This window comes from Paenibacillus tyrphae, from assembly GCF_000722545.1.
Classification (GTDB): domain Bacteria; phylum Bacillota; class Bacilli; order Paenibacillales; family NBRC-103111; genus Paenibacillus_G; species Paenibacillus_G tyrfis.
The window spans coordinates 248453-269800 of the sequence record NZ_JNVM01000006.1 but is presented as its reverse complement, the minus strand read 5'-3'; the positions used below and the strand labels follow the sequence as shown (position 1 = coordinate 269800).

The 21348-nt window shown below is 46.8% G+C and carries 19 protein-coding genes; all 19 read left to right on the top strand.

The window, feature by feature from the left end; all coding sequences use genetic code 11:
• Nucleotides 1–151: 151 nt before the first annotated feature.
• The 19 genes from ET33_RS08150 (at nucleotide 152) to ET33_RS36305 (ending at nucleotide 21333) form a co-directional block, all read left to right on the top strand.
• Nucleotides 152–2800, top strand: coding sequence for an acetate and sugar kinases/Hsc70/actin family protein (locus ET33_RS08150; protein ID WP_036679113.1), 2649 nt, complete (start codon nucleotides 152–154; stop codon nucleotides 2798–2800).
• 10 nt (nucleotides 2801–2810) lie between these two features.
• Nucleotides 2811–3584, top strand: coding sequence for a hypothetical protein (locus ET33_RS08145; RefSeq protein ID WP_036679109.1), 774 nt, complete (start codon nucleotides 2811–2813; stop codon nucleotides 3582–3584).
• 31 nt (nucleotides 3585–3615) lie between these two features.
• Nucleotides 3616–3915, top strand: a complete 300-nt coding sequence (locus ET33_RS39475) for a DUF3829 domain-containing protein (protein WP_036679105.1) — start codon at nucleotides 3616–3618, stop codon at nucleotides 3913–3915.
• Nucleotides 3903–4412 (top strand): DUF3829 domain-containing protein, encoded by a 510-nt coding sequence (locus tag ET33_RS39470; RefSeq protein WP_200879192.1) that lies wholly within the window; start codon nucleotides 3903–3905, stop codon nucleotides 4410–4412. The genes ET33_RS39475 and ET33_RS39470 overlap by 13 nt, the downstream gene beginning before the upstream one ends.
• 15 nt (nucleotides 4413–4427) lie before the next feature.
• Nucleotides 4428–5435 (top strand): hypothetical protein, encoded by a 1008-nt coding sequence (locus ET33_RS08130; protein WP_036679099.1) that lies wholly within the window; start codon nucleotides 4428–4430, stop codon nucleotides 5433–5435.
• Nucleotides 5436–5512: 77 nt separating this feature from the next.
• Entirely contained in the window at nucleotides 5513–6016 is a 504-nt protein-coding gene (locus tag ET33_RS08125; RefSeq protein ID WP_036679097.1) for a DL-endopeptidase inhibitor IseA family protein, read from the top strand.
• Nucleotides 5992–7698, top strand: coding sequence for a DL-endopeptidase inhibitor IseA family protein (locus ET33_RS08120; protein WP_036679095.1), 1707 nt, complete (start codon nucleotides 5992–5994; stop codon nucleotides 7696–7698). The genes ET33_RS08125 and ET33_RS08120 overlap by 25 nt, the downstream gene beginning before the upstream one ends.
• Nucleotides 7662–8120 carry a hypothetical protein gene (locus tag ET33_RS08115; protein WP_152570607.1) on the top strand — a complete coding sequence of 153 codons (459 nt, stop codon included), beginning with the start codon at nucleotides 7662–7664 and terminating at the stop codon, nucleotides 8118–8120. Before ET33_RS08120 ends, ET33_RS08115 begins: the two co-directional genes overlap by 37 nt.
• 13 nt (nucleotides 8121–8133) lie before the next feature.
• A complete protein-coding gene (locus ET33_RS08110) occupies nucleotides 8134–8574 on the top strand; it encodes a hypothetical protein (RefSeq protein ID WP_036679091.1) in 441 nt (146 codons plus the stop codon).
• Between the two features lie 43 nt (nucleotides 8575–8617).
• Entirely contained in the window at nucleotides 8618–9940 is a 1323-nt protein-coding gene (locus tag ET33_RS36310) for a phage tail tip lysozyme (protein WP_051775183.1), read from the top strand.
• A gap of 29 nt (nucleotides 9941–9969) precedes the next feature.
• Nucleotides 9970–11121, top strand: coding sequence for an XAC2610-related protein (locus ET33_RS08100; protein ID WP_036679089.1), 1152 nt, complete (start codon nucleotides 9970–9972; stop codon nucleotides 11119–11121).
• 358 nt (nucleotides 11122–11479) lie between these two features.
• Nucleotides 11480–12091, top strand: a complete 612-nt coding sequence (locus ET33_RS08095; RefSeq protein WP_036679087.1) for a hypothetical protein — start codon at nucleotides 11480–11482, stop codon at nucleotides 12089–12091.
• A gap of 18 nt (nucleotides 12092–12109) precedes the next feature.
• The gene (locus ET33_RS08090) at nucleotides 12110–12637 is read left to right on the top strand and encodes a hypothetical protein (protein WP_036679085.1); all 528 of its coding nucleotides are present in this window, start codon (nucleotides 12110–12112) and stop codon (nucleotides 12635–12637) included.
• Between the two features lie 2 nt (nucleotides 12638–12639).
• A complete protein-coding gene (locus tag ET33_RS08085; RefSeq protein WP_036679083.1) occupies nucleotides 12640–13014 on the top strand; it encodes a DUF4280 domain-containing protein in 375 nt (124 codons plus the stop codon).
• Between the two features lie 32 nt (nucleotides 13015–13046).
• A complete protein-coding gene (locus ET33_RS08080; protein ID WP_152570606.1) occupies nucleotides 13047–15956 on the top strand; it encodes a type VI secretion system Vgr family protein in 2910 nt (969 codons plus the stop codon).
• A gap of 33 nt (nucleotides 15957–15989) precedes the next feature.
• Nucleotides 15990–17096: a hypothetical protein gene (locus ET33_RS08075; protein ID WP_036679081.1), complete on the top strand. Its 1107-nt coding sequence runs from the start codon at nucleotides 15990–15992 to the stop codon at nucleotides 17094–17096.
• A complete protein-coding gene (locus ET33_RS08070; protein WP_036679079.1) occupies nucleotides 17089–17400 on the top strand; it encodes a hypothetical protein in 312 nt (103 codons plus the stop codon). Before ET33_RS08075 ends, ET33_RS08070 begins: the two co-directional genes overlap by 8 nt.
• A 255-nt stretch (nucleotides 17401–17655) precedes the next feature.
• A complete protein-coding gene (locus tag ET33_RS08065; protein ID WP_036679077.1) occupies nucleotides 17656–19050 on the top strand; it encodes a hypothetical protein in 1395 nt (464 codons plus the stop codon).
• A gap of 51 nt (nucleotides 19051–19101) precedes the next feature.
• Entirely contained in the window at nucleotides 19102–21333 is a 2232-nt protein-coding gene (locus tag ET33_RS36305) for a C39 family peptidase (RefSeq protein ID WP_051775181.1), read from the top strand.
• Nucleotides 21334–21348 lie beyond the last annotated feature (15 nt).

Sequence of the window (21348 nt, the reverse complement as noted above, 5' to 3'; positions counted from 1 at the left end):
GAATCCGCGGTCGGGGGTCCCCACAAAGTACTCTGATTTGCTTCCATGCATAGACTTCACTTTGTGGGGTGGGGCAGCGATCGGAAGAATGATCCGCTTGCGCAGCGACAGTTATTCACCGGACTTGGTCCTCTACGAAAGGAGCGCAGACATGAGAACGTATAAGCTGCATTCGCCGAAGAACGGCGGCACGGAAGAGACAAGCAAGGTCAAGTTCACGCGGGACGAGCTGTCGGAGATGACGACGCTGCAATTGCGGAGCATCTGTCATAAGGAAAAGCTGGTCGAAGGGCTCTCGGGGCCGCTCGACCGTGAAGCGCTCATCCGCACGATTTTGAAATACCGCAGCGCGGAGCAGAGCCTGCTGATCCAAAGCTACGACGAGCACGGATGGGAGCGCGTGGAGGCGGCGATCGCCCGGTATTTGAATACGCCGCTGCCGGATGACGGCAGCATTCAAATCCCGGCCAAGGTTACGCTGTACGACGGACTTAAGGTAGATAAACTGGACCAATACCGGGTCAAAGCGCCGGGCACCGTCACCGAATCGAACGTGCTGCTCGTCAACGATCATATGGAGCTGTGCGGCATTATGAATCTGGCCAAGGACGGGCCGGACCCGGGCATGTACTGCCTGACCGCTTCTAAGGAAATGTCGTTTCGCCGCACCTCGAACAAAAATTACAGCTTCCTGCTGTTCCGGAAGCAGGATTCGGAATATGTATATCAGACCTACACCCGCAGCAGGCCGCTGCCGCCTACGAATCTGCACTACTGGCGGATTCCGATTCCGGAGCTGGAAATCCGGGACCTGGAAGATACCGACGCGGTGCTGGCCATCGATTTCGGAACGTCCAACACAACGGCGGGCGCTTATCTGGACAGCAGCTACATTTCCAATCCCTCCCGCCACGATCTGTTGAACGGGACGCTTCGGCTGAACAGCATCAATCTGGTGAAATTCCCGGTGGCCGGCGGCAAACGGGAGGAGTGGATCGAACTGCTGCCGACGATTATCGCCGTAGCGGACTGCTCGGATACGCAGCAGGTGAAATATTATTTTGGCCACGAAGCCATGAAATTCATGAAGAAAAACGGGTATACCGGCCATGCCACCGTCTTTCACGGAATCAAGCGCTGGGTCAACCGGTATAAGCTTCCCGAGGAAATTGTGGACGGGCAAGGAAATACGACGGTCGTCCGCAGAAACGACATTTTGCGCGCCTACCTGCTTCACGTGATCGAGACGGCGGAGCATCAATTCAAGTGCCGCTTTCGCAAGATGCACATTTCCAGCCCCGTGAAGCTGAAGACGCAGTTCGCCGAAATGTTCGCGGAGCTGCTGCCGGATTATCGCATCGAATCGGACGACGCGTTGGATGAAGGGATGGCCGTGCTGTTCAATACGATTGCCGATCAGATCGAGAAAAATACGTTTGCGGACGGTGAGACGTATAACGCGCTTGTCATCGACTGCGGCGGAGGCACGACGGATTTGTCATCGTGCCGGTTTCGGATTGAGGACGGGCATATCTCCTACAAGCTGGATATTCATACGGCCTACGAGAACGGCGACACCAATTTTGGCGGCAACAACATTACATACCGGATTTTGCAGTTCATGAAAATCGTCTTTGCCGACTATTACACCAAGGGCGGCAGCGTGCCGGATATCGACAGCTTGATCGGCATTCCCGGCCCCGATTTGTTCCGGCACGTGGACGAATTCGGCGTCGAATCGGTTTACGAACGGTTTGAAGCGCGCTACCGCGAGGCGGAGCGCATTATTCCGACCCGGTTCAAGGATTACGAAAACCGGACGCGGGAAGAGTACCTGCGGGTAAAAAGTAATTATTACTTTTTGTGGGAAATCGCCGACAGCATGAAGAAAGAGTTTTTCCGCAAAACGGGCATTCTGCGCAATCGGTTCGATTCGCAGACCGGGGACCGGCAGGAGCAGGACCTGAAAATTACGGCGGTGGACCGCTGGTGCCTGTCCGCCTACGAGAACGGCCGCATGAAGGATATCTACGAATTCCCCCGCGTCGTGTTCAATATTAACGAGATCAACCTGTTGATCAAAGCGGATATTTACGATATCGTGCGCAAGTTCCTGGAAGACTTTTACCAGGACGGGCGGCTGCAGGAATATTCCATTATCAAGCTGACCGGCCAATCGTGCCGCATCGATAGCTTCCGCGAAGCGCTGAAGGAATTCGTCCCCGGGCGCAGCATCGAATTCCGGCAAAAAACCGAGGAGAGCGACAGCGTTCCGGAATTGAAGCTGGCCTGCCTGCGGGGAGCGATCCGTTATCTCAGCGCGAGGAAGGCGGGCACGATCGAGGCCTACATTACGAATCATGCGCCGGTCGTCCCATATACCGTCAGCGCCTTCACTCACAGCCGGCAGGAGAAGCTCTTGATCAGCAGCCAGGAAAGGCTGAACCAGGTGCAAGGTTCTATCTCTCGGCCGTTCGAGGTCAAGGAGGTGGAGTTCTTCTTGAAAGGAAGCGACGGCGCGGTGCGTCACAAGTATGCGTATGCCAACGAGCCGGGCAGCTTCGAGCCGATCCGTTACGAGGACATCGCCGGGCGGTACGCGGCCAAGATTCCGCAGGACGATACGGACTCCATCCAGAACGGCGAGGTCAAATTTTTCGTGTTCGCGGAGGACAACGAGTGGGGCTTCCATGTGGTGCCGGTTGCGCGGGAGGACGAGCAGCTGTACTTGGGAAGCAAGCGGTTTTTTGCATTCGAAAACGATCTGTCGGAGCTTGATTTCTTTGACGGCTGGAAATAGGAGGTAGCGGATGTTCTCCAATATATATCCGAATTTTCATAAAGGCCGGATTCTGAAGCGGGAGATGCTGGAGAGCCTGCGGGATTACCCGAGGCAGCTCGCAGGCCTGTATTTTCAGTCCTACTCGGACGGCATCGTGGCGGGGACCGATGTTAGAGTGGAAGCGGAACAGCTTGTAGTCGGCTGCGGGATCGTCAAGCATGGCGGCCGGCTGTATACGCTGGAGGAGGAGCAGCAGGTGCCTTACTCCGCGACCGGCAAGGAGACCGTGCTCAAAATCCGCTTTCACGCAGCGGAGGAGCAAAGCGATTATACGGTGTACGGCGCGGAGCTCGTCTTGGACGAGGAAGTCGCCGGCGCCAGCGAGCTGGAGCTCGGGCGGTTCAAGCTGAAGGAGGGCGCGAAGCTGCGGTCGGAGTACCAGAGCTTCGCGGACTTCGCCACCGAGTTCAATACGTGGAACATGATCCACGCGGCTTATGCGGGCGTCGGGCAGCGCAGCGTTCACCCTGCGTTGATGCGGTATTTTGCCAGCCAGCTGCTGAGCCGGGGCAGCACGAACCCGTACGACATCGCTTTTGCGATGCAGTGCATGAGCCAGGAAGCCGTAGATCGGGAACTAATCCTCCATTATATCGGGATCCGGCTCGGCATGGGCTATAAGCCGTACGACAACGGGCAAATTCACAAATATTTGGGACGCATCTTGGACGACGTCCAAGGCGGAAACCGCAGAGGGCCGGAGCTGAGGCCGGGCGGTCCGCGACGGATGATTGTGGAGTAGCGTTCGTTCACATTGAGAGGAAATTACAATCATGTATAAACGATTAACGGTCCTATCGCTTGGCGTGGCCGTCTGCCTATTCCTTAGCGGTTGCGGCTCCATCGGCAAAATCGCGGAGAAGGTAAAGGAACAGACCACCCAAGCGAAGCAAGAATCGAATTCAATGCGGGATACGGCAAAATACAATACTTACATCGGTTTAAGCAACTATTTGACTCAAGGACTGAATAAGACGTTTGAAGGTTATTTCAAGGAGTTTGGCGAGGAGGAGGAGCTCCGCGTCCGTAAAAATTTTACCGGCTTGTGCAGTTTAACGAGGTGTCGGATTTAGCCGACAAGTTTTTTACCGATTTTGCCGTCATTACAGAGCAACGGAAGAAAGAAGACCTGAAGGAGCTAAAGAAAAGCGATCAACTGGTCCGCTACCACGCCATGAGCATCGTCAACCGGGCGCAGGACATCCAGAAGGCGTTTAACAACGCTGGGGTGACCGACGACAATGTGCTGGATTTCGACGTGAACCAATATGCCGAGCTGTACAAGCTGCTGACGGAAGATATCGATAAGTTTATGGAGCTTTCGAAGGATCAGGAGAGGTTGAAGAAAGAACGGGTGAAAATCGTTCCCGTGTTTACCGACAGCATCCAGCGGGTGAAGACGTCTGCCACCGACCTGATGGAGATTTTGCGGACCAAGGACACGACGATCAGCAGCGATATGAAAGGGAAAGTGACGACAGGCGGAAGAAACGTGCCGTTGAAAAACTTCGACAAGCGCGTTTCGGCGTTGGTCAATTCGTATAATACGATGATCGGTTTGAGCCGGTGATCAAGGAGAACATTCATGGACAGAAAAATTTGGGCCGTCGTGTTTATGGCCTGTATCGTTGCAGCAGGATGCGATGGAGCAAAAGATCAAACAGCGTCAACCAATAACTTAACAGTGAATTCACGACAATCCGAAGTGTTACAAGAGAAATCTGCCCCGGAACCTACAAATAGCTCTATCACCAAAGCCGTTGAAATCATAAAACCTTTGAAATATGTAAACAAAAGGCTCGGTTTTTCGTTGGAGTTCAGAGAGGCATGGAGAGACCATTATCAAATAGACGAAATCGATAATAAAATCGTTATAAATTATTTAAGGCCAAATGGGGATAAAGAGTTTCTTTTGAGTATTGAGCGGCATACAAGAGAAGAATGGGACCGTGTGGTAAAGGATGATACGGAAGTGAGCGCTCCGGGTGGAATTCTCCTCAAAACAGACACATACGTGTTCTCCTCGTGGCGTAAAACCGATGCGATGGGCGATATGAGTGAAGAGGAACAAAAAGTGTTCGTTAAAATAGTTGAAGATATCTATGATCCGATCGTTTCTATGAAATTTAAACCGGAAGGCATGAAACGAAGCCTTATCGACCCCCGAACCATCCGGGTCGGCGACACATTTGCGGGACTCAAGGTTGCTTCGGTCAAAACCGCGAACGTACATGATACAAACAAAGACTGCAAATGCTATTACGATATGGTGAAAGTGCAATTCAGGGGTTCGATTGAAGTCACCGGCGATTACGAGGTACAGGACCCGGATTTTTCGGAAGGTGTCATTTTCCACGTCGATCCGGACTTTGGCTTTCCAGAAATTCGAATTTATGAAAACAAAGATGACAATGACCTGCCGGATTCAATTTCTTTACAGTTTACTGAAAAGAGGCAACAAGAACGCTTCGGTAAACCGGGCACGAAAGGTAGGGCGAGACTGGTGATCTCGGATTATTTCTATGTTTATTCGCAATCCGATGAGCGTAGTAAGGTGAAAGTAAAGGAGGTTGGATACATTACGAAGATATAACATGTTAGTCAAACGGATAATCCTTTTATTTTTCGTCTTATTCCTATCATCTTCCTTTAATTCGCAGGAATTACAAAGTGAAAAAATTCCGCAAACGGAATCTGCAAGTGTCGAAGCTGCAGCGATTCCGCCGCTTGATGAAAAGGGCTGTCAAATTATATGAGCAAGCCCTTTCTGAATTTATGGAATTCTGGTATGGGGATATGGGGTGCGAGGATGAACAGCTAGAACGATCGATGATTGTCGATGGAAAGTTGTATCATCAATTTTGCAGCAAGATGGATAGTATGGAAAAAATAAAAGCAAAGCTAGGGACGGTCTTTTCGGATGAAATGGTAGAGGACCTGATACAATCCCATGAAGTGACGACAATTAACGGTAAACTGGCATTTAAAGAAAGCGACATTGGAAGAATGGGCGATTGGGAGCGCGCTACGGCAGCCTTAGTGGCAGATTTGGGAGACCGCCGAGTTTTTACCTTGTTAATACCTATATATGATGAGCCGGAGGAGTCTGGATTCTCGGATATTGTAGAGTGTGTATATGAACATAGTTCATGGAAATTGAATATGATTCCATAATAGTCGGGTTTGTAATTGGAATCGCGATGGTGGGGGATCGTTTGAAAGTTATTGTAATTTGTTTGATGCTGATGCTAGTCTTGGGAGCTTGCGAGAATTCTCCGGATAGCCAGCCCGGTTCTTCTAAAAAAGCGGCAAGCAGCTCGAATGCGGTTCTTACCTCATCAGAACAGAAAATCGTTGTTGATCGTTATAGAAAGGGCTCTTTTTCACCTCAATTTTTCAACTTTCGTGACTTTGAGGTCACGATCGACAAAGCGATGTCTAACCAGATTTTGAAGCAGAAGGTTAGTCATGAAGAACTCAGAAAAGTATATGCCAGCTGTTTCGCGGGGAATTATTACCCCGAAGGTAAGTTAGCACTAGGACTATGTCTATACAAAGGAAAGCCGATTTTGCTTATGCTGGATTTCTCGCAAGAGGCTAAGACGCAGCTGCCGAGCACTCAAATGATTTACTATAAACTGCCCGAGGAACTGAGCAATCGCAGTCAAATCATGAACATTTGCGATGCGAAATTTCAAATCATCGATCCTGTAAACCAATACTCGTTAGATGTATGGTTTGATGGCAAGGCAAGGACAACTGCACCTATGGGTGATCTGTATAAGTCTGCTCTTCATAAAGTAAGTGCAAATGTCCCGCTTGAACACTACCATATGCTGTTAGGGTACATTGACCGGGCGAATAATCCGTTTGCGTTAATCAGGGATGACGTAAACAATGTGTACTTGCTAGGTATGAGCAAAGCCTTAAGCGAGAAGCATGTTCAAGTGATTGGCAACTATGGGGACTGGGTGACTATGTCCGGATACAGCGAGACGATAAATCGGGACACCAGGGAGCAGCGAGAACTTATCTATTTACTTCAAATCAATCAACAAAAGCAGCTAATGCGAAAAATAAGTCTTGCAGAAAACAAAGTCATTTATCAGAAGTCAATTTCCGATCTGGGAATTGAAGGGGAAATTAGGAAGGTGATAAAAAATCCTGATCATCCGTCTCTATTGATTTTGGCTGAGCACACAGATAGAAACATGATTTATACCATACAAGAAGATTTTGCTGCTATCGAAAAAAGGGAAGTGGCAAAGAAGACAACGGATTTATGGACTTTTACCGGCAAAGGACAAACAATGAAAGCGGTTATTTTCCAGCCTTATAGCGAGGAACCGTTTGCTGTGGTTTCTAAAAGGATTGATCCCAACACCCCAGATAATTTACCAGATGACCTTATCAAATCGCTCGTTACAGAAGCTGCAAACCGCTACTTCCATACAAAAGAAGGAGGGGCTTTGCCTAATGCAAAATGTGACGACAGGATAATAACGGTAAACGGAAAGGGAGGATACCAATTCTTTTGCGAACCGCTGGATACGATGGATAAATTAAAAGCGTACTTATCCGAAGTTTTTACGGATGAAATTGTAGATCAACTTATTGCCGAGCTTAACCTTGTGATTGTTGATAATAAAATAGCCATGCAGACCTTAGGGGTAGTTGGGGGCTCCGATTGGGAACATGCAACATTTAAAATGATCAAACGTGAAGGCAATTTTTACTCGTATGAATGTACCGTACCGATAGCCGGAAGCGATGATAGCGAGCTTCGCAGAATGGTGCTTTTTAAAGATCCAAAAACCGGATGGAAAGTGGCAAGCGATCCCGGTCAGTTGAAATAATGGATGTTCTATTAAGAGCAGCAGCAAATGCAGAAGCTGCTACTATTAAAAGAAAGGGGCAGCAGAGCACTTTGAAGAATGCTTCGAAATGGATGATGGTTGTATCCATCCTTTCAATTGTAACTGCATGCGAGGGGAGAATCGATCCCCAAACCCCACGAGGTAACGAAGTCGGCACAACAACGGTTGCTACAAATGCGGCCGACCTGAAAACCGATGCTAAAGAAAAAGAAAGTAAGACAAGCCAATCGGATAACGCAAGCCCCACAGACCACAAAATGCTGGCGTGTCAAAAAGAATTGGAAGAGCAGGGGCAATTTTCGGAGTATGAGGGAAGCGTCGATTATAAATCGGGACCGAGAATATTTCCTCTGCTTCATTTTATTATGACGAAGAAATCGATTGAAGCTAATGAGCTGTAAGGATTCATTAATCTTGCCGCCTACGAAAACGGCCACACCATTTTTTAATTATAGCGATTACGTCTATCCGTTTTCGAAAGAAATTGATTTTGTCGCCGGCGCCGAGGGGGTAGGGGCAGGTTTGGAAAAGTCCATTAAGCGCTATGTTGATGAAAAGAAAATACGAATCCCTCTGCTCTTTTACTGTCCTGGATGCAAAGTGGAGAACGTAGTCATGGTACAAAACAATGTGGAGTTAAAATTTACGGAGGCTGAAACGAATAGCGACTGGCAAAAATGGCTGGGCAGCGATTGGCATATGTACATATCGGAGAAAATCGATTTTGATGAAAAGGTATTCGCGGACGCGTTTTTTTACGGAATGCGTACCCATCTGCCTCCATTCATCAGTGAATATCCTTCGACCGTGCAAGCGACGATTAATGGGGAGCAAGTAAAGTATGTGAATCGCTAACTATACGAAGCGGGTATTCAAAGAAATAGGGGTGAACAAAAACATGAAATGGAAAGAACCGACATTCGACGATACTTCGGTGATAAAAGTGTTGGCCGCGGCAAATGCCCGCAGAAAGGCCGATGAATACGATTATGAAGAAGAACAGAATAAACTGAATCTAACGTATCCGGATTGGGCGAAGGAATGGATTAAGAAGTATAAGGAGGCATGGTATATTGCCGAAGCAAGTGGGGATCGAATAGCAATGAACAAAGCGAAGGAACTGGCAGACGCTCTTAGGGATAAATTGCGCAAAATGACCACAATACCCGAATGGGCACAGCAGCAAATGCAGAAGCAGACCCTGCGATGGATGGAAGCGAACGAAGTCGGCAACGTAAGAGTCATGCGATTGGCTAGCGAAGCGGAACAAGGAATCGAAGATAAGCTGAAATTGATTGAAAGTATGAAGCAAAAGTGGCCGGATGATGCGAAAACTTTGAATGATTTGACGGCAAAGTGGTATTATGTGGATGATAACGAATTCATCCCATACGAGGATAGGGAAAAGTATGCGAGTCCGGAATCCGCGAAAGCTGAATATACGAAGCAGGCTCAAGAGATTATAGCGAAGCATGAAATGCCGAAAAAGGAAGAGCGGAAAGAAGCTAATAAAGAAGCTAATGAACCGGCTAAGGGGAAGGGGAAGGCTATAATTGACAACCTCAGGAATGATACTAGTTTGGGTCTATCAAAAGAGATAAATGACGCAATGATAAATATAACCACTACTTTACTTAACGAAGGTTATGAGCCAGCATTTGTAGCAGGGGTTCTTGGTAATATTATGGCCGAGGGAAGCCCTGGCAAGTTTGAAAGTTCTGCTTACATCGCTAATCCAAGCGCTGAACCTGCTTATTTAAAATATATGGATAAAAATTATGATTATAGAAATGTGTTTTCTGGGAAAAACATTTCCGAAGTTGGAATAAAAAAAACATATGCAGTGCTAAAGGAACTGGAGAAAGGTGGATATGTGGGGAAATTTGGACTTGGTAGTGTTCAATGGACTGGTGGTCGCACTATGGGCTTAATTCAATCTTACATTGAACTATATGGAGAAGATTATTATCCAACAAAAGCAGAAAGTCTTATAGCAGAGAATAAGATGATTGTTAAAGAACTTAATGGAGATTATTACAATAAAAGAGTTTATCAAAACTGGAAATCCCAATATGGTAATAGTAATGGAGCCGATGCTGCATATTGGGCAGGTAGTATAGTGACTTACAAGTATGAAATACCACACGATACTGATAAACAAGCTAAAATTCGAGCAAATAACGCAAAAAATGTATATAAAGTTATGATGGGTAGTAATTAATATTACTCAGTGAGAAAGGATTATAAATTATGAAAAGTATAGCATCAGGTGTAATTATTTTAGCTGTACTGATATTAGTTGGTTGCAATAATGTAGCAACAAATAGGCAACCAGATCCTACCAGTAGTCCCTCCAGCAGTCCAACAAGCAGTCCAACAAGTAGTCCAACAAGTAGTCTAGCAAGTAGTCCATCTAATAGTCCATCTAGTAGTCCATCCAATTATGTTAAAACATATAAAGATGAAACCCAGAAGCAAATACAATACGGTAAATTTTCGATTAATTTTGATGAATACCATATAGTCTCCGATACAAGCAGTGATGATAATGAAACTTTTAAGCTTGAAATCGATAAAGGAAAAGTTCGGCCAGATACTCATATGAGCATTACAATTCGGGCAATAAAAAAACAAGATTTCCTCAATACGGAAAACATCATATCCTATTTAAGTGATATGTCTCCTGATTATGAGAAAATAAGGATTTATAATAATGTAACCGATGATTCTGGAATAATCAGTTTATATAGTGTAACAGGAGGTGGGCTGACGAATTATGTAGTTTGCTATAGGGATGCTTGCTATTTAGTTGAATCTGATTATAGCATTTTAGAAGTTGATCTATTCAAAAATAATCCTACAGCGAATTATGTGGTGAATAAACTAAAAATAGAATGCGCAAACTCTTTTACAGCCAATATTTATCAAACTATTTATTATAATAAAAACAAATTCGAAAAGGCTAAATATGATATCACTCAAGGTAAGGGTGGAACAAAATATTCTGCTGAATTAAGTTACGATAATAAAGAATATATAAGCAATTTTACGCTCAAAAACGAGAAAGGCGAAAACCTGCTGACATTATCCACCGATGCATCAGGTTCTAAAGAAGATACTATTAAATTTTTGGATGTCAACATGGATGGTTATGCAGATATTCAATTTTTGGAAGAAGAAGGTATTATGAATAATCGTTATGCACTATATGTCTGGGATGATTCTGCAAAGAATTTTGTTAAAGTAAAATGTGATGAGATGCTTTCGTATTTTGAAGTGCATGATGGTTATTTGCAAAATTGGCAAAAAGAAAGTGCAAATTCCGGGGTTATACAAAAACTTGTCTGGAAGAATAAGAATACATTGATAAAAGAATCAGAAGAACAGTATCAAGCTAACTAACCGAAGATGGACGAAAAGGTGTTTGGAGAATGCATAGCAGCAGATTGTATATTGGATGGTTTGAATCTTGTACCCTTGTAAATGCAAGTGAAAGGGGACGCTTCTTAGCGCCACGAAGCGCGATGATATGTGCAGTTGTTAATCCTGCATGGTAAAGAATGCAAGCACTTGAAACCACCTGGTGGTGATTTCAGGTGCTTTTTATATCCACAAGATCTTACATCAACAGTAGCTTTTTCAAATAATGGGTCAAACCATACAGAATCGGAAACCGGGATCATGATAAAATGGAAAGAACATACATTCTATGCTGCTTTTAGAGCAGCAGAGCCAAACTTGAAGTGGAAAGGTACTTGATATGACCAGACAAGAGGCCTTGAAGCATTTTTGGGAAACTTACGTCAAGGACAAGCAGAAGGAGTACATCGAAAAAGCGGAGGAAGAATACCGTTCTCACAAAGACGAGCTGGCGAAGGATTTTATCGAGTCTTTTCGTCGTATTTGTCTGAATATTAAAGAAATGCAATCCGCGGGGCAAAAAGCAAAGATCGCCTATATCAATTATTCCATGAGGCGCACTTATTTATTAGAAAGAAAGCACGAGCATGTCGTAGAGGCGTTCGACAAGGACTGGTATTTCGATACATACCCGTGCCAAGGAACGTACGATTCGGGATGGGCCTTTAAATATTTGGATGCGTTGGAAGACGAACTGGAGCAACTCGGAAAAAAATACATGGGCAAAATTATCAAGCCCGATATTGAACGAATCAAGCTGGAGGCGGCCGCTGCCTTTAACCAATCGATTGTCGTATTGGTCAAACAGGCGATGGCTGATGCAATTCGACTGAAAGAGTTCGATGAAATTGTCCGTGAACCAGATCTGGAAGTTCGGGTGGGGGAGCATAAGGGCATTAGTGAGGTCGTCTACAAGGACAATTTCGTACAGGAGGGAAGTCTCTTTTCATGAGCAGGGGTGAATTTTAGCATGGAATATTATATCGTATCCCAAGACGAACGAATCGTAGATTACGAAGAGCCGGCCGGAATAGCCAAAACGGTAGACCAACGTATGCTGCGGAACGAAGAGAGCCGCGCGCAGCTGGAGCATACGATTTTGCAGTTTTATACCCAAGGAAAGGGCGAATATATCGATTTCATCGAAAGACCCGTTCCGCTTCTATCCGACTCCTTGAAGACGATTTTTGACCGGTATCAGCCTCATATTTATTATAAGCTTGTCGTTCTTGCGGATATCAAGCAAATGAAACAGACGCTCTATTGGATAGCGGTGCCGGATACGCTTGCGTGTCTGTCGGAGGAGAGCGAGTGGCATAAGAATGGTTCGCTCAAAACGCCTGTTCTTGATTCGAGGAAAGTCGGGCATTACAAAATATTCAAAATCTCCGATAGCATGGCAGATTTCATCGTAGTCGATCTGGATGTGGCGGAAAGCATCCTCAGGTACAATCCGAAAGGAATACGGTTGAAAACAATCGACGTGAGGAGGTTTTAAATATGAGTTCAAGTTATGTGGTAGAAGGCGCTTCCATTAAATGCAGCTATGGCAGCACGAATGCGAATTTTAAAACGCCGGCGGGACGAAAAATAGCGATCAACGATAAGCTGCAGGGAAATGTGCAGGATTTCAAGCCTGAGATCAACATCCCTGCTTTTGGCTTGTGCAGCAGTCTGTCCAATCCCGAAGTCGCTTCCGCGACGGCCGCCAATCAAGGGCAGCTCAAAAAAATGCCGTGTAAACCGGTCATTACGATGCCTTGGCTGGATGGAAAAACGGATGTGCTGGTAGATCATTCCCCTGCGCTTTTGAACTGTTCAACCAATCTGTGCATGTGGTGCGGAAAAATTACAATTGTGAACGAGGGGCAATAGGCTTTTGAAGAGAATCGAAAGGGGGCATTCGCTTGGTTATGCAGATGAGCGCCGCGACGTACGGCGATCTGAAAATAACGGCGCCTTACGATATTGTGGCGCTGCTGGATTTTAAGCTCGTCAAGAAGGTCGGCGGCCACGGAGAAGTGTATCTCAAAGCTGTCGTATCGGACGACCATCAAAAGAAATATCCGGATCTGGCTCAGTACAGAGAGCATATCGAAGTGTTTCAGATGGACGGAGAGAAAGAAGTCCGCTGTCTGTTCAAAGGAACGGTAACCGAGCTTGAAATCCGGTTCAGCAGCGGCAACTATCATATGATCGTGAAAGGTTTGTCCCACTCTTATCAAATGGACAAGGCTGTCCGGAGTCGCTCTTTTCAAAACCAGGATATGACTTACACGGAATTGGTCCGCGAAGTAATCAGGGGGTATCCACAATCGGATTTCATCGACTTGGCCGCGGGCAGCCGGACCTTGGACGAATTTACGATTCAGTATCGTGAAACGGATTGGCAGTTTTTGGGGAGAATGGCTTCTCGGTTTTACACGGGTTTGGTGGCGGACGTTACCTCGGACAAACCCAGATTCTGGTTCGGCATTTCGCGCGGGGAGCTCAGAGGCACTTTAAAGGGAAGCAACTATTTAACGGGAAGACATGCCGCGGAATCGGGCAAAGCGATGGCGAACGCCCGCTGGGAAGATGCGAACGAACGGGAATTTCTGTATTACGAGGTGGAATCGGATCAATATTTCGAAATCGGGGACGTCATTCTGTTCCGAAACAAGGCTTTGGTAATCGAGCGGGCTACTGCGAGCATCAAGCGACAAGTGTTGAAGTACGATTATGTATTAGTCCCGGAATCCGGCCTGAAGCGAAGCCGTACTTTCAATCCGCATTTATCCGGAACCTCTCTGGAGGGCAAAGTGATCGAGGTGAAGGACGAGAACGTCAGGGTACATCTAAATATCGATCTGAAACAGAACAAAGCTACCGCCTGCTGGTTTCCTTATCCTACGTACTATACCAGCGATAACGGGGTCGGTTGGCACTGTATGCCTGAGCTTAGCGATACGGTTCACCTCTATTTTCCATCCCGTGAAGAAAAAGACGCTGTCGTCAGTCATTCTCTGAGAAAACATTTCCGCGGCGGTGACAAGATCAGCGATCCTCATACAAAGCGGCTGCGTACCAGGGGAAGTAAGGAAGCGCGTTTTGCTCCGAAAGAAACAGTAATGACCTCGATGGGGGACAACTTCTTCGTCAAGCTGAACGAAGAGACGGGCGTCGAATTGTACAGCAAAGGCAGCATAGTCTTCGCAGCGGGCGAAGATCTGGTCATGCACGGCAAGCGGCTTGAAATTACGGCAGCGAAAGAAATCAGCGTGTCGTCGAAGACAAGCCATATTCGTCTGGACGGGGAAAATCATATCAAAGGCTCGCGCGTCCTGACGGCGCCGCTTCCCGACGAAGAGGTTGCGGCTTATGCATCGCTGCAGCAGGAGATGAACGGAGGCAGCAATTACCCGGGCTGGGCACAGCCGCTGCTGCTGAAGTACAAAGCCGATTACTACCGCGCCAAGGCGGCCGGCGACGAGAAGGGCATGAAGGCAGCGGCCGCGAACGCGAAGAAGATCCGCGACAAGATCGACGAGATCCATGCTATGTCACCATGGGCGCAGGAGCAGATGAACGAGAATACCGAGAAGTGGTATGAAGCGCATGCCGCGGGCAATAAAGCGGAGCAGGATTATTACCATGGAGCTGCCAATTCTCTCCGGGACAAGGTACAAATGATCGTCTTGATCCGAAACAGCTCTGCGGAGTCTTATAAGGATGCGAACCGGCTGGAGGAATTGACGCAGCGATATGCTGACGCCAAAAACAAGCTGACAACGGAGGACCCGGCATCAATCTCCAAATCCGCCGACGAGATCAGGACCAAATATGGCGTCAGCCATCGCGCGGCGCGGGAGAGCTTGAACCTGTTGGCCAAGAAGTTCCCGAACGACTTTAAATATAATCTGGATGTGAAGGATGAGTGGGATTCCTCGTTGAACAACGCGCTGTACGATTTTTCCGTCAAGTATGGCCTCGCCGGGAAGGTTCACACGAAGGAGCTGCTGGAAGCTTATGCATATCAGGTGGCGCGTGGGATTCTGCCTTGGCCGAAGCCTCAGGAGAAGAGCGGGAGCGGAAGTGCGCCTGCTGCGAAGCCAAGTCCAGGGAATGATCAGGCCAATGAACAAAAACCTTCTTCCACGACCGATGTTAAAAAGGATAATAATGGACAGCAGATCGTAGCAGATCATCGCATAGCTTCATATGTAACTGATCATAAAGAACTGCGTGACAATCAAAAAACGGCATTAGAAAGAATCAACTCATATTATTCGGATCAGACGATTCAAGCAGCGTTGAAAAAAAATCCCGACATCCCTCTTGTGTTCTTTTTCGAGGGGGTTGGTAACCATGGCGGTACGGACGGTAGGCATGGAGCTTTAGGGGTTGTTGTGAAAGGCGGTGAAGTTAAAGCAACTTTCCAAAATACAAGCACTTTACCAACATACGGAAACCAAAAAGGTATAGCTACGGTCAAAGCAGGTGTGTACGAGTTTGTTAGCGGGCTACACAGGAAAGAGTATCCAGCGCTTCGAGTAAGGGATGGAGCAGGGGTTCCTGCAACTTATCCAAATGATCCAAATAAAACAACTGCGGTGGGAATAAATGTGCATATGGGTTTTTCATCCGGCCCAAGCTCGGAAGGCTGTTTAACGATTCAGTCAGATGATTATACCCGCTTCTTAAAAGCGGTTGGTGTCTTAGATCAGAATGCTTCAAATTATGTGCAATCGGACTATCATAAATCAGGAAAAAATGTGCCTAGCAATATTCCCTATAATAAATTAAACGGTATCGTAATTATAGATCGGAAAGATTAGTAAAACAAGCTTGAGGAGGTGCCCCAGAAATCGATGATCAAAAAATACTTGGCTTTTTGTATATGTTTGTTGCTTATGCTAACCGGATGCTCCCAGCCTGAGCAATTATCAAGTAACAAGAGGTCCCAAAATGAGAATGTTGCAATTACTCCCAAGGAGATTAAGGAGCCAGTTCCAAATACTGCTCCAAAAGAAACGCCGGAACCTAGTCACAGTGAAAAAAAATCCATAGACTTAGGATGGCTGCTATTAGCTGAAAACAAGGATACATTATATGATGGCGGATACCAATTAATTAACCTAAAATCTCCGGAAAATTCAAAAGTTGCAGCGGTAGATTTTCAAGCGATCATGAATGATCTCATTCAAAGAAAAATTATCGCAGTCAATTGCGAAAATACGTATTTGGAACACTTTACAAAGGATGGACGTAAAGCCTATTTCATCTCAGATAAATCATCTACCGAAAAGATCATTGAAGGATACGACTTTATTGATCAAAAAGTTTTTATTAAAGGAACATTTACAAGAGATGCCGGGAACTTGGACAACTATATCGCCTTATTCACCCCGGATCACACTCAGTACATTGCCAATTCCGAAGAGGGTCTAGTTTTGTATGACCTCGAGAAACAGAAGAAGATAAGGGTACTTTTTCCTACTGAAGGGGAGAGTGGGATCGAACGGCGCTTGTATGCTTTTTCCAAAGATAATCAAAAATTGTTGGTCTCAGAATCTAATGATTTTGTCGTTTATGATGTGAAAAGCAGTAAGGAGCTGTATCGAAACCCGAATTTGGCCAAAGCCATGACAAAATTGGATCAAGGAATAACAGAAATTGCTATGCAGTATGACGAACAGGGGAAAACAAATTTTTATTTGGTCATGGACGATGAAGTTCGACTGCTTGATTTTCCGGCTGAAACAAACGATGCCGTTCTTGCACCCGATAAAAAGACAATTATTTACAAGCTTCGGTCCTCAAAAGACTTTAATTTGAGGGATTTGACAACGGGGGAGGACCGGATTCTCCATGGCATACCTTCAAATTATACGATCCGATTCTGGTTTCCTCAAGATGTACTGCCACCATCTATTACACGGCATGCAGTCGAGGGGATAGGACAGAAGGATGGGTAGTTCAAAAAGAAACCGCTTCGTCCTTATCATTGGCTTGATGTTATTGCTGCTTACAGGATGTTCGAATGAACAGAAAAATAGCCAGCAGGAAGGTTTGGGGGACAACTCCGCCGACCGTGTTACCTCCGAACAGAAGAGGGAGAACACTCATTCCGACGACATTTCATCGGGGCATAACAATGACAATAATGAAGCAAAAGCTTATCAAGAAAAGCTATCCGACTGGCTTCTATTTCGAGGTACAGGCGATAATGAAATGATACATTATGTGAAAAATGCAGGTGACGAAGAAAGCTTCGTTTAGACCCAATATTTCTGCGCAAATCTATAACTTTCTTTCGCATCAAACCGAGCTGCAATTTCAATTGCCTCATGAAGATTATGTACTGTCTCCTTATCTCAACCAATATCTGTTTGAGGACCATGGAACAACTGCTTATCAGGAAAGCTGCAAACCCGAAACGGCTATCGTAACATGTCGGGAAAACAAAGAATACCAACGCGTGGCATATCGACCATATCGGCTAACATTCCTATCATCATAAAAGGAGCGACGCTCATGGAACCCATCATACGAATAAACCAAACGGCAATCGCGCTAACGAATCCTAAGGTTCGAATTACCCAACGGATCAACGATCATGCCAAGGCTTATTTCACCGGAATTGTCAGGGACGATGTGAAAGAACGGTACGTGGAGATGGCGGAATCGTCGACAACGTTGGAAATTTCTTATCGTAAGGAAGACGGGAAGCTCATCGACCTGTTCAAAGGACGGCTGATGAATATTCGGGTAAGAGCTGCGGCGAACGTGTACTATATCGTCGGCGAAGCCGTGTCCAATACGTATGCAATGGACATGAAGATCAATCGCAGAACGTTCCAGAATCAGAAGCTGACGTATCACAAGCTGGTCGAAAACCTCTTAGGGAATTATTCCGGGGCCAACTGGAACAGCAGCCTGGATCAGACGACCCTACAGAAGTTCACGATGCAGTACGACGAGACGGATTGGGAATTTATGAAACGAATGGCGTCCCGTTTTGGCTGGGGGCTGATTCCGAGTCCGACGGCAGTGAAGCCGCAGTTTTATTTTGGCCTGCCGCACGGCGTGGAAAAGGGCGAGCTCACAAACTTTAACTTTTCGGTCACCCGCAGGATCGGTTCTGGAATCGAAAGCGAGAACAGCAACTTACTGTACTATAAAATACACAGCACCGGCAAAAAAGACGTGCTGCTGAACATTGGGGATTCCGTTACTTATAAGAATCGTCCGTTATACGTCTTTCAGTCGATTGCCGCCATCAGGCACGGGGTGCTCAAGCATGAATATGTGCTGACCACCTCTGACGGATTGCAGCAAAAACGTCTGCGGAACAGCAAGCTCAAAGGGTCATCCGTTCGAGGAAAAGTGATCGGGATCGAGGAAGACCGGATCAAGGTGCATTTTCACGAAATCGATAAGGCGAAGCCTGCTGTCGCAGAAACCTGCTCGTTCCCCCACGCCACGTTTTATACCGCGGAAGGCGATACGGGATGGTATTGTATGCCGGAGCTGGACGACGAAGTGAACATCTATTTCCCCTCGGATAACGAAGAGGAAGCTATCGTTACACATTCGATCCGTATGAAAACAAAAGATGGAGATTTGATCAAGAAGCCGGAGGTCAAAATTTTTATGACCAAGCACCGGAAAGCGATCGCCTTCACAAACAATGAAATTTTAATTACCGGCAAAGACGATGAAGTGCTGATTCGTTTAATCGACGATCATGGCATTGAAATTCGCAGTAAAAAAGACATTCGGGTCAAAGCGGATGGGAATTTATCTCTGCATGCCGGAAATACGGTGCAAATATCGGCGCAGAACACGCTGGGCCTGAAATGTAAAACGAGTCTGGTCGAGCTGGACGGCAACGTGAAGCTTCAGGGAGATAAGGTGAAAACGAACTAGCGGCAGACCATACAGATCACATGTCAAGGGGCGAAGCGAGGAGGGAGTCAGGTGCCGAAAGCTACGACAGGCGCTCAGGTTCTGGAGCGAGAACCGACCAAGGAAGAAATGATCGCAGAATGGAAACGAAGCATGGACGAAGGCGTAGACCCGTTTATCGTTATTCCGAACGGATGGGACACTCCGGAGGACGCGCGGCGGAAGGCCGGGAACGAAATGATCTGGGAAGCGAAGAAAATACGGGCCCAGGCAGATGCCGAGAAGAATGCCATAGAGAAGCAGCGGCTTAAAAACAAAGCCGACGATCTGGCGGTCATCGGACGGAAGATGGGCGGAGTCATCTCCCGCGAGATCGATCAGGAGCTGGCACGAAATATCGTAGCCAACGAGCGGATATTGGATGCCCGGATGGCATGGCTGGATGCGCAAAAGAAAGGGGACGAGGCGGGAAAAAAACAGGCGGAGCAGGACGCCAGGGAAGCCCGTAAATCGGGTGGGACCATCCCGAACTGCGATACGGAAGAGATGAAACGGATGGTCGGCAATCAGATGATTTTGTCGGCGAAAATTTTATGGGCGGAGGCGCATAAAGAGCACGATCCGGCCAATAAAGAGAAAGCCGAGAAGCTGGCAGCCAAAGGCCGTACCATGGGCGGAACGATTACGCTGCAGGATGATTTGGCCGATGCGCAGCGAATGGTCGGCAATGAAATGATCTGGGGCGCGAAGCAAATCTGGGCAACCCCGACACAAGCGGGCGGTGATGCCAGCGGAGTGGCGGCCAGCGCCAAGTACGCGCGCGAGCATATGGGCGGGACGATCACGATCGATCACAGCATCGAAGAAGCGGGGAGAGTCGTGGCCGATAACAGGAGCCATCCTCTAAGCAAGTATTCGAATGCCCAGGACAGAGCATGGAACGGCGTATATGACAAAACGGAATGGGAGAACAACGCACAGTATCTTTATAATATGACCCGTAAGCCGGGCGGCGATAAATGGGCCAACGATAGGTTGTATCTTGCGGAGAAAATTTTGTACGGTTCCCCGAAAGAAGCGGAATGGGCAAAGCAGAATTTTAACAAGGCTGCGAAGCCAAGCGGAGGGGAAGGAAGCTCGCAGGGCGCAGGCTATGATTCGTCAGGCACGCAAAATCCCGATCCGGGTCCGATCTATAACCATGCCAAAGAAATGGTAAGAAAAATTAACAAGATCGATCAGGACAAATTCGGAAAAGAATTGCAAAAATTCGCGGAAATTTACAAGAAAAATATAGACATTTACGAACGAATTTCTAAAAAAACGGGCGTTCCTCCGCAGTTGATTGCCGCCATTCACTATCGGGAGGCGTCCTGCGATTTTTCGGCTTATTTGCATAATGGAGAGAAGCTTGGAAAAGTAACGAAGAAAGTACCTAAGGGGAAATTTTTTACAGACTTTGAAGAGGCTGCGGTAGACGCAATATTGGACAAAAAAGACCTGATCAAATTTTATCATTTAAGCGTAACATCCAATGACTTGGTCGCCATGATGGCATATGCGGAAATGTATAACGGTAAAGGATACCTGAAAAATGACCTCGTCAGCCCGTATGCCTATAGCGGAACAAATGTATATACCAAAGGAAAGTATGTTTCAGACGGGAAATTCGATCCGAATGTGGTCGACCGCCAACCAGGCGTGTATATCCTGTTAAAAGCCATTGAGTCTGTATCGGGAAGTGCCGGAAACGGAAGCTCCGGTGTACAAAACCCGTCACCGAAGCCAACTCCAAAGCCGACTCCAACCCCTACACCTTCTGGCAACCACATAATCAAAGGAGTACCTGCGGTAGACCAAATTCCGTTCTCCGCTTCCGGCTGCGCAATTGCGTCATTTACGATGGTGGCTAATTTTTATGGAGCCGACACGGATTTCAATTCGGTAAGCAAAAAGTATGCGCCAGGAAACGCTATGGATTTTCCTCGAGCCTCTAAAGCGGTAGATTTGTCTTACCAAAGGTATGATGTGGGCAAAAGCTTTACGAAAAACGATGTGTATCGGCATATCAGAGCGTCCATTGACAAGGGATTGCCTTGCATTGTTTCAAGTGACGGACACGATCGGAATGGCAAGGCCAGCACACACTTTGCAGTAGTTATCGGATATACGAACGAAGGAAACAAGGACTCGGATATTATCATTATCGATCCGTGGGGCGGAGTGCAAACGACATTGGATCATATGCAGATCTATAAATCAAAAGGACAAATATTGAGCGTCCGGGAGTTTAAGCCAAAATGAGGATAGAGGAGTACG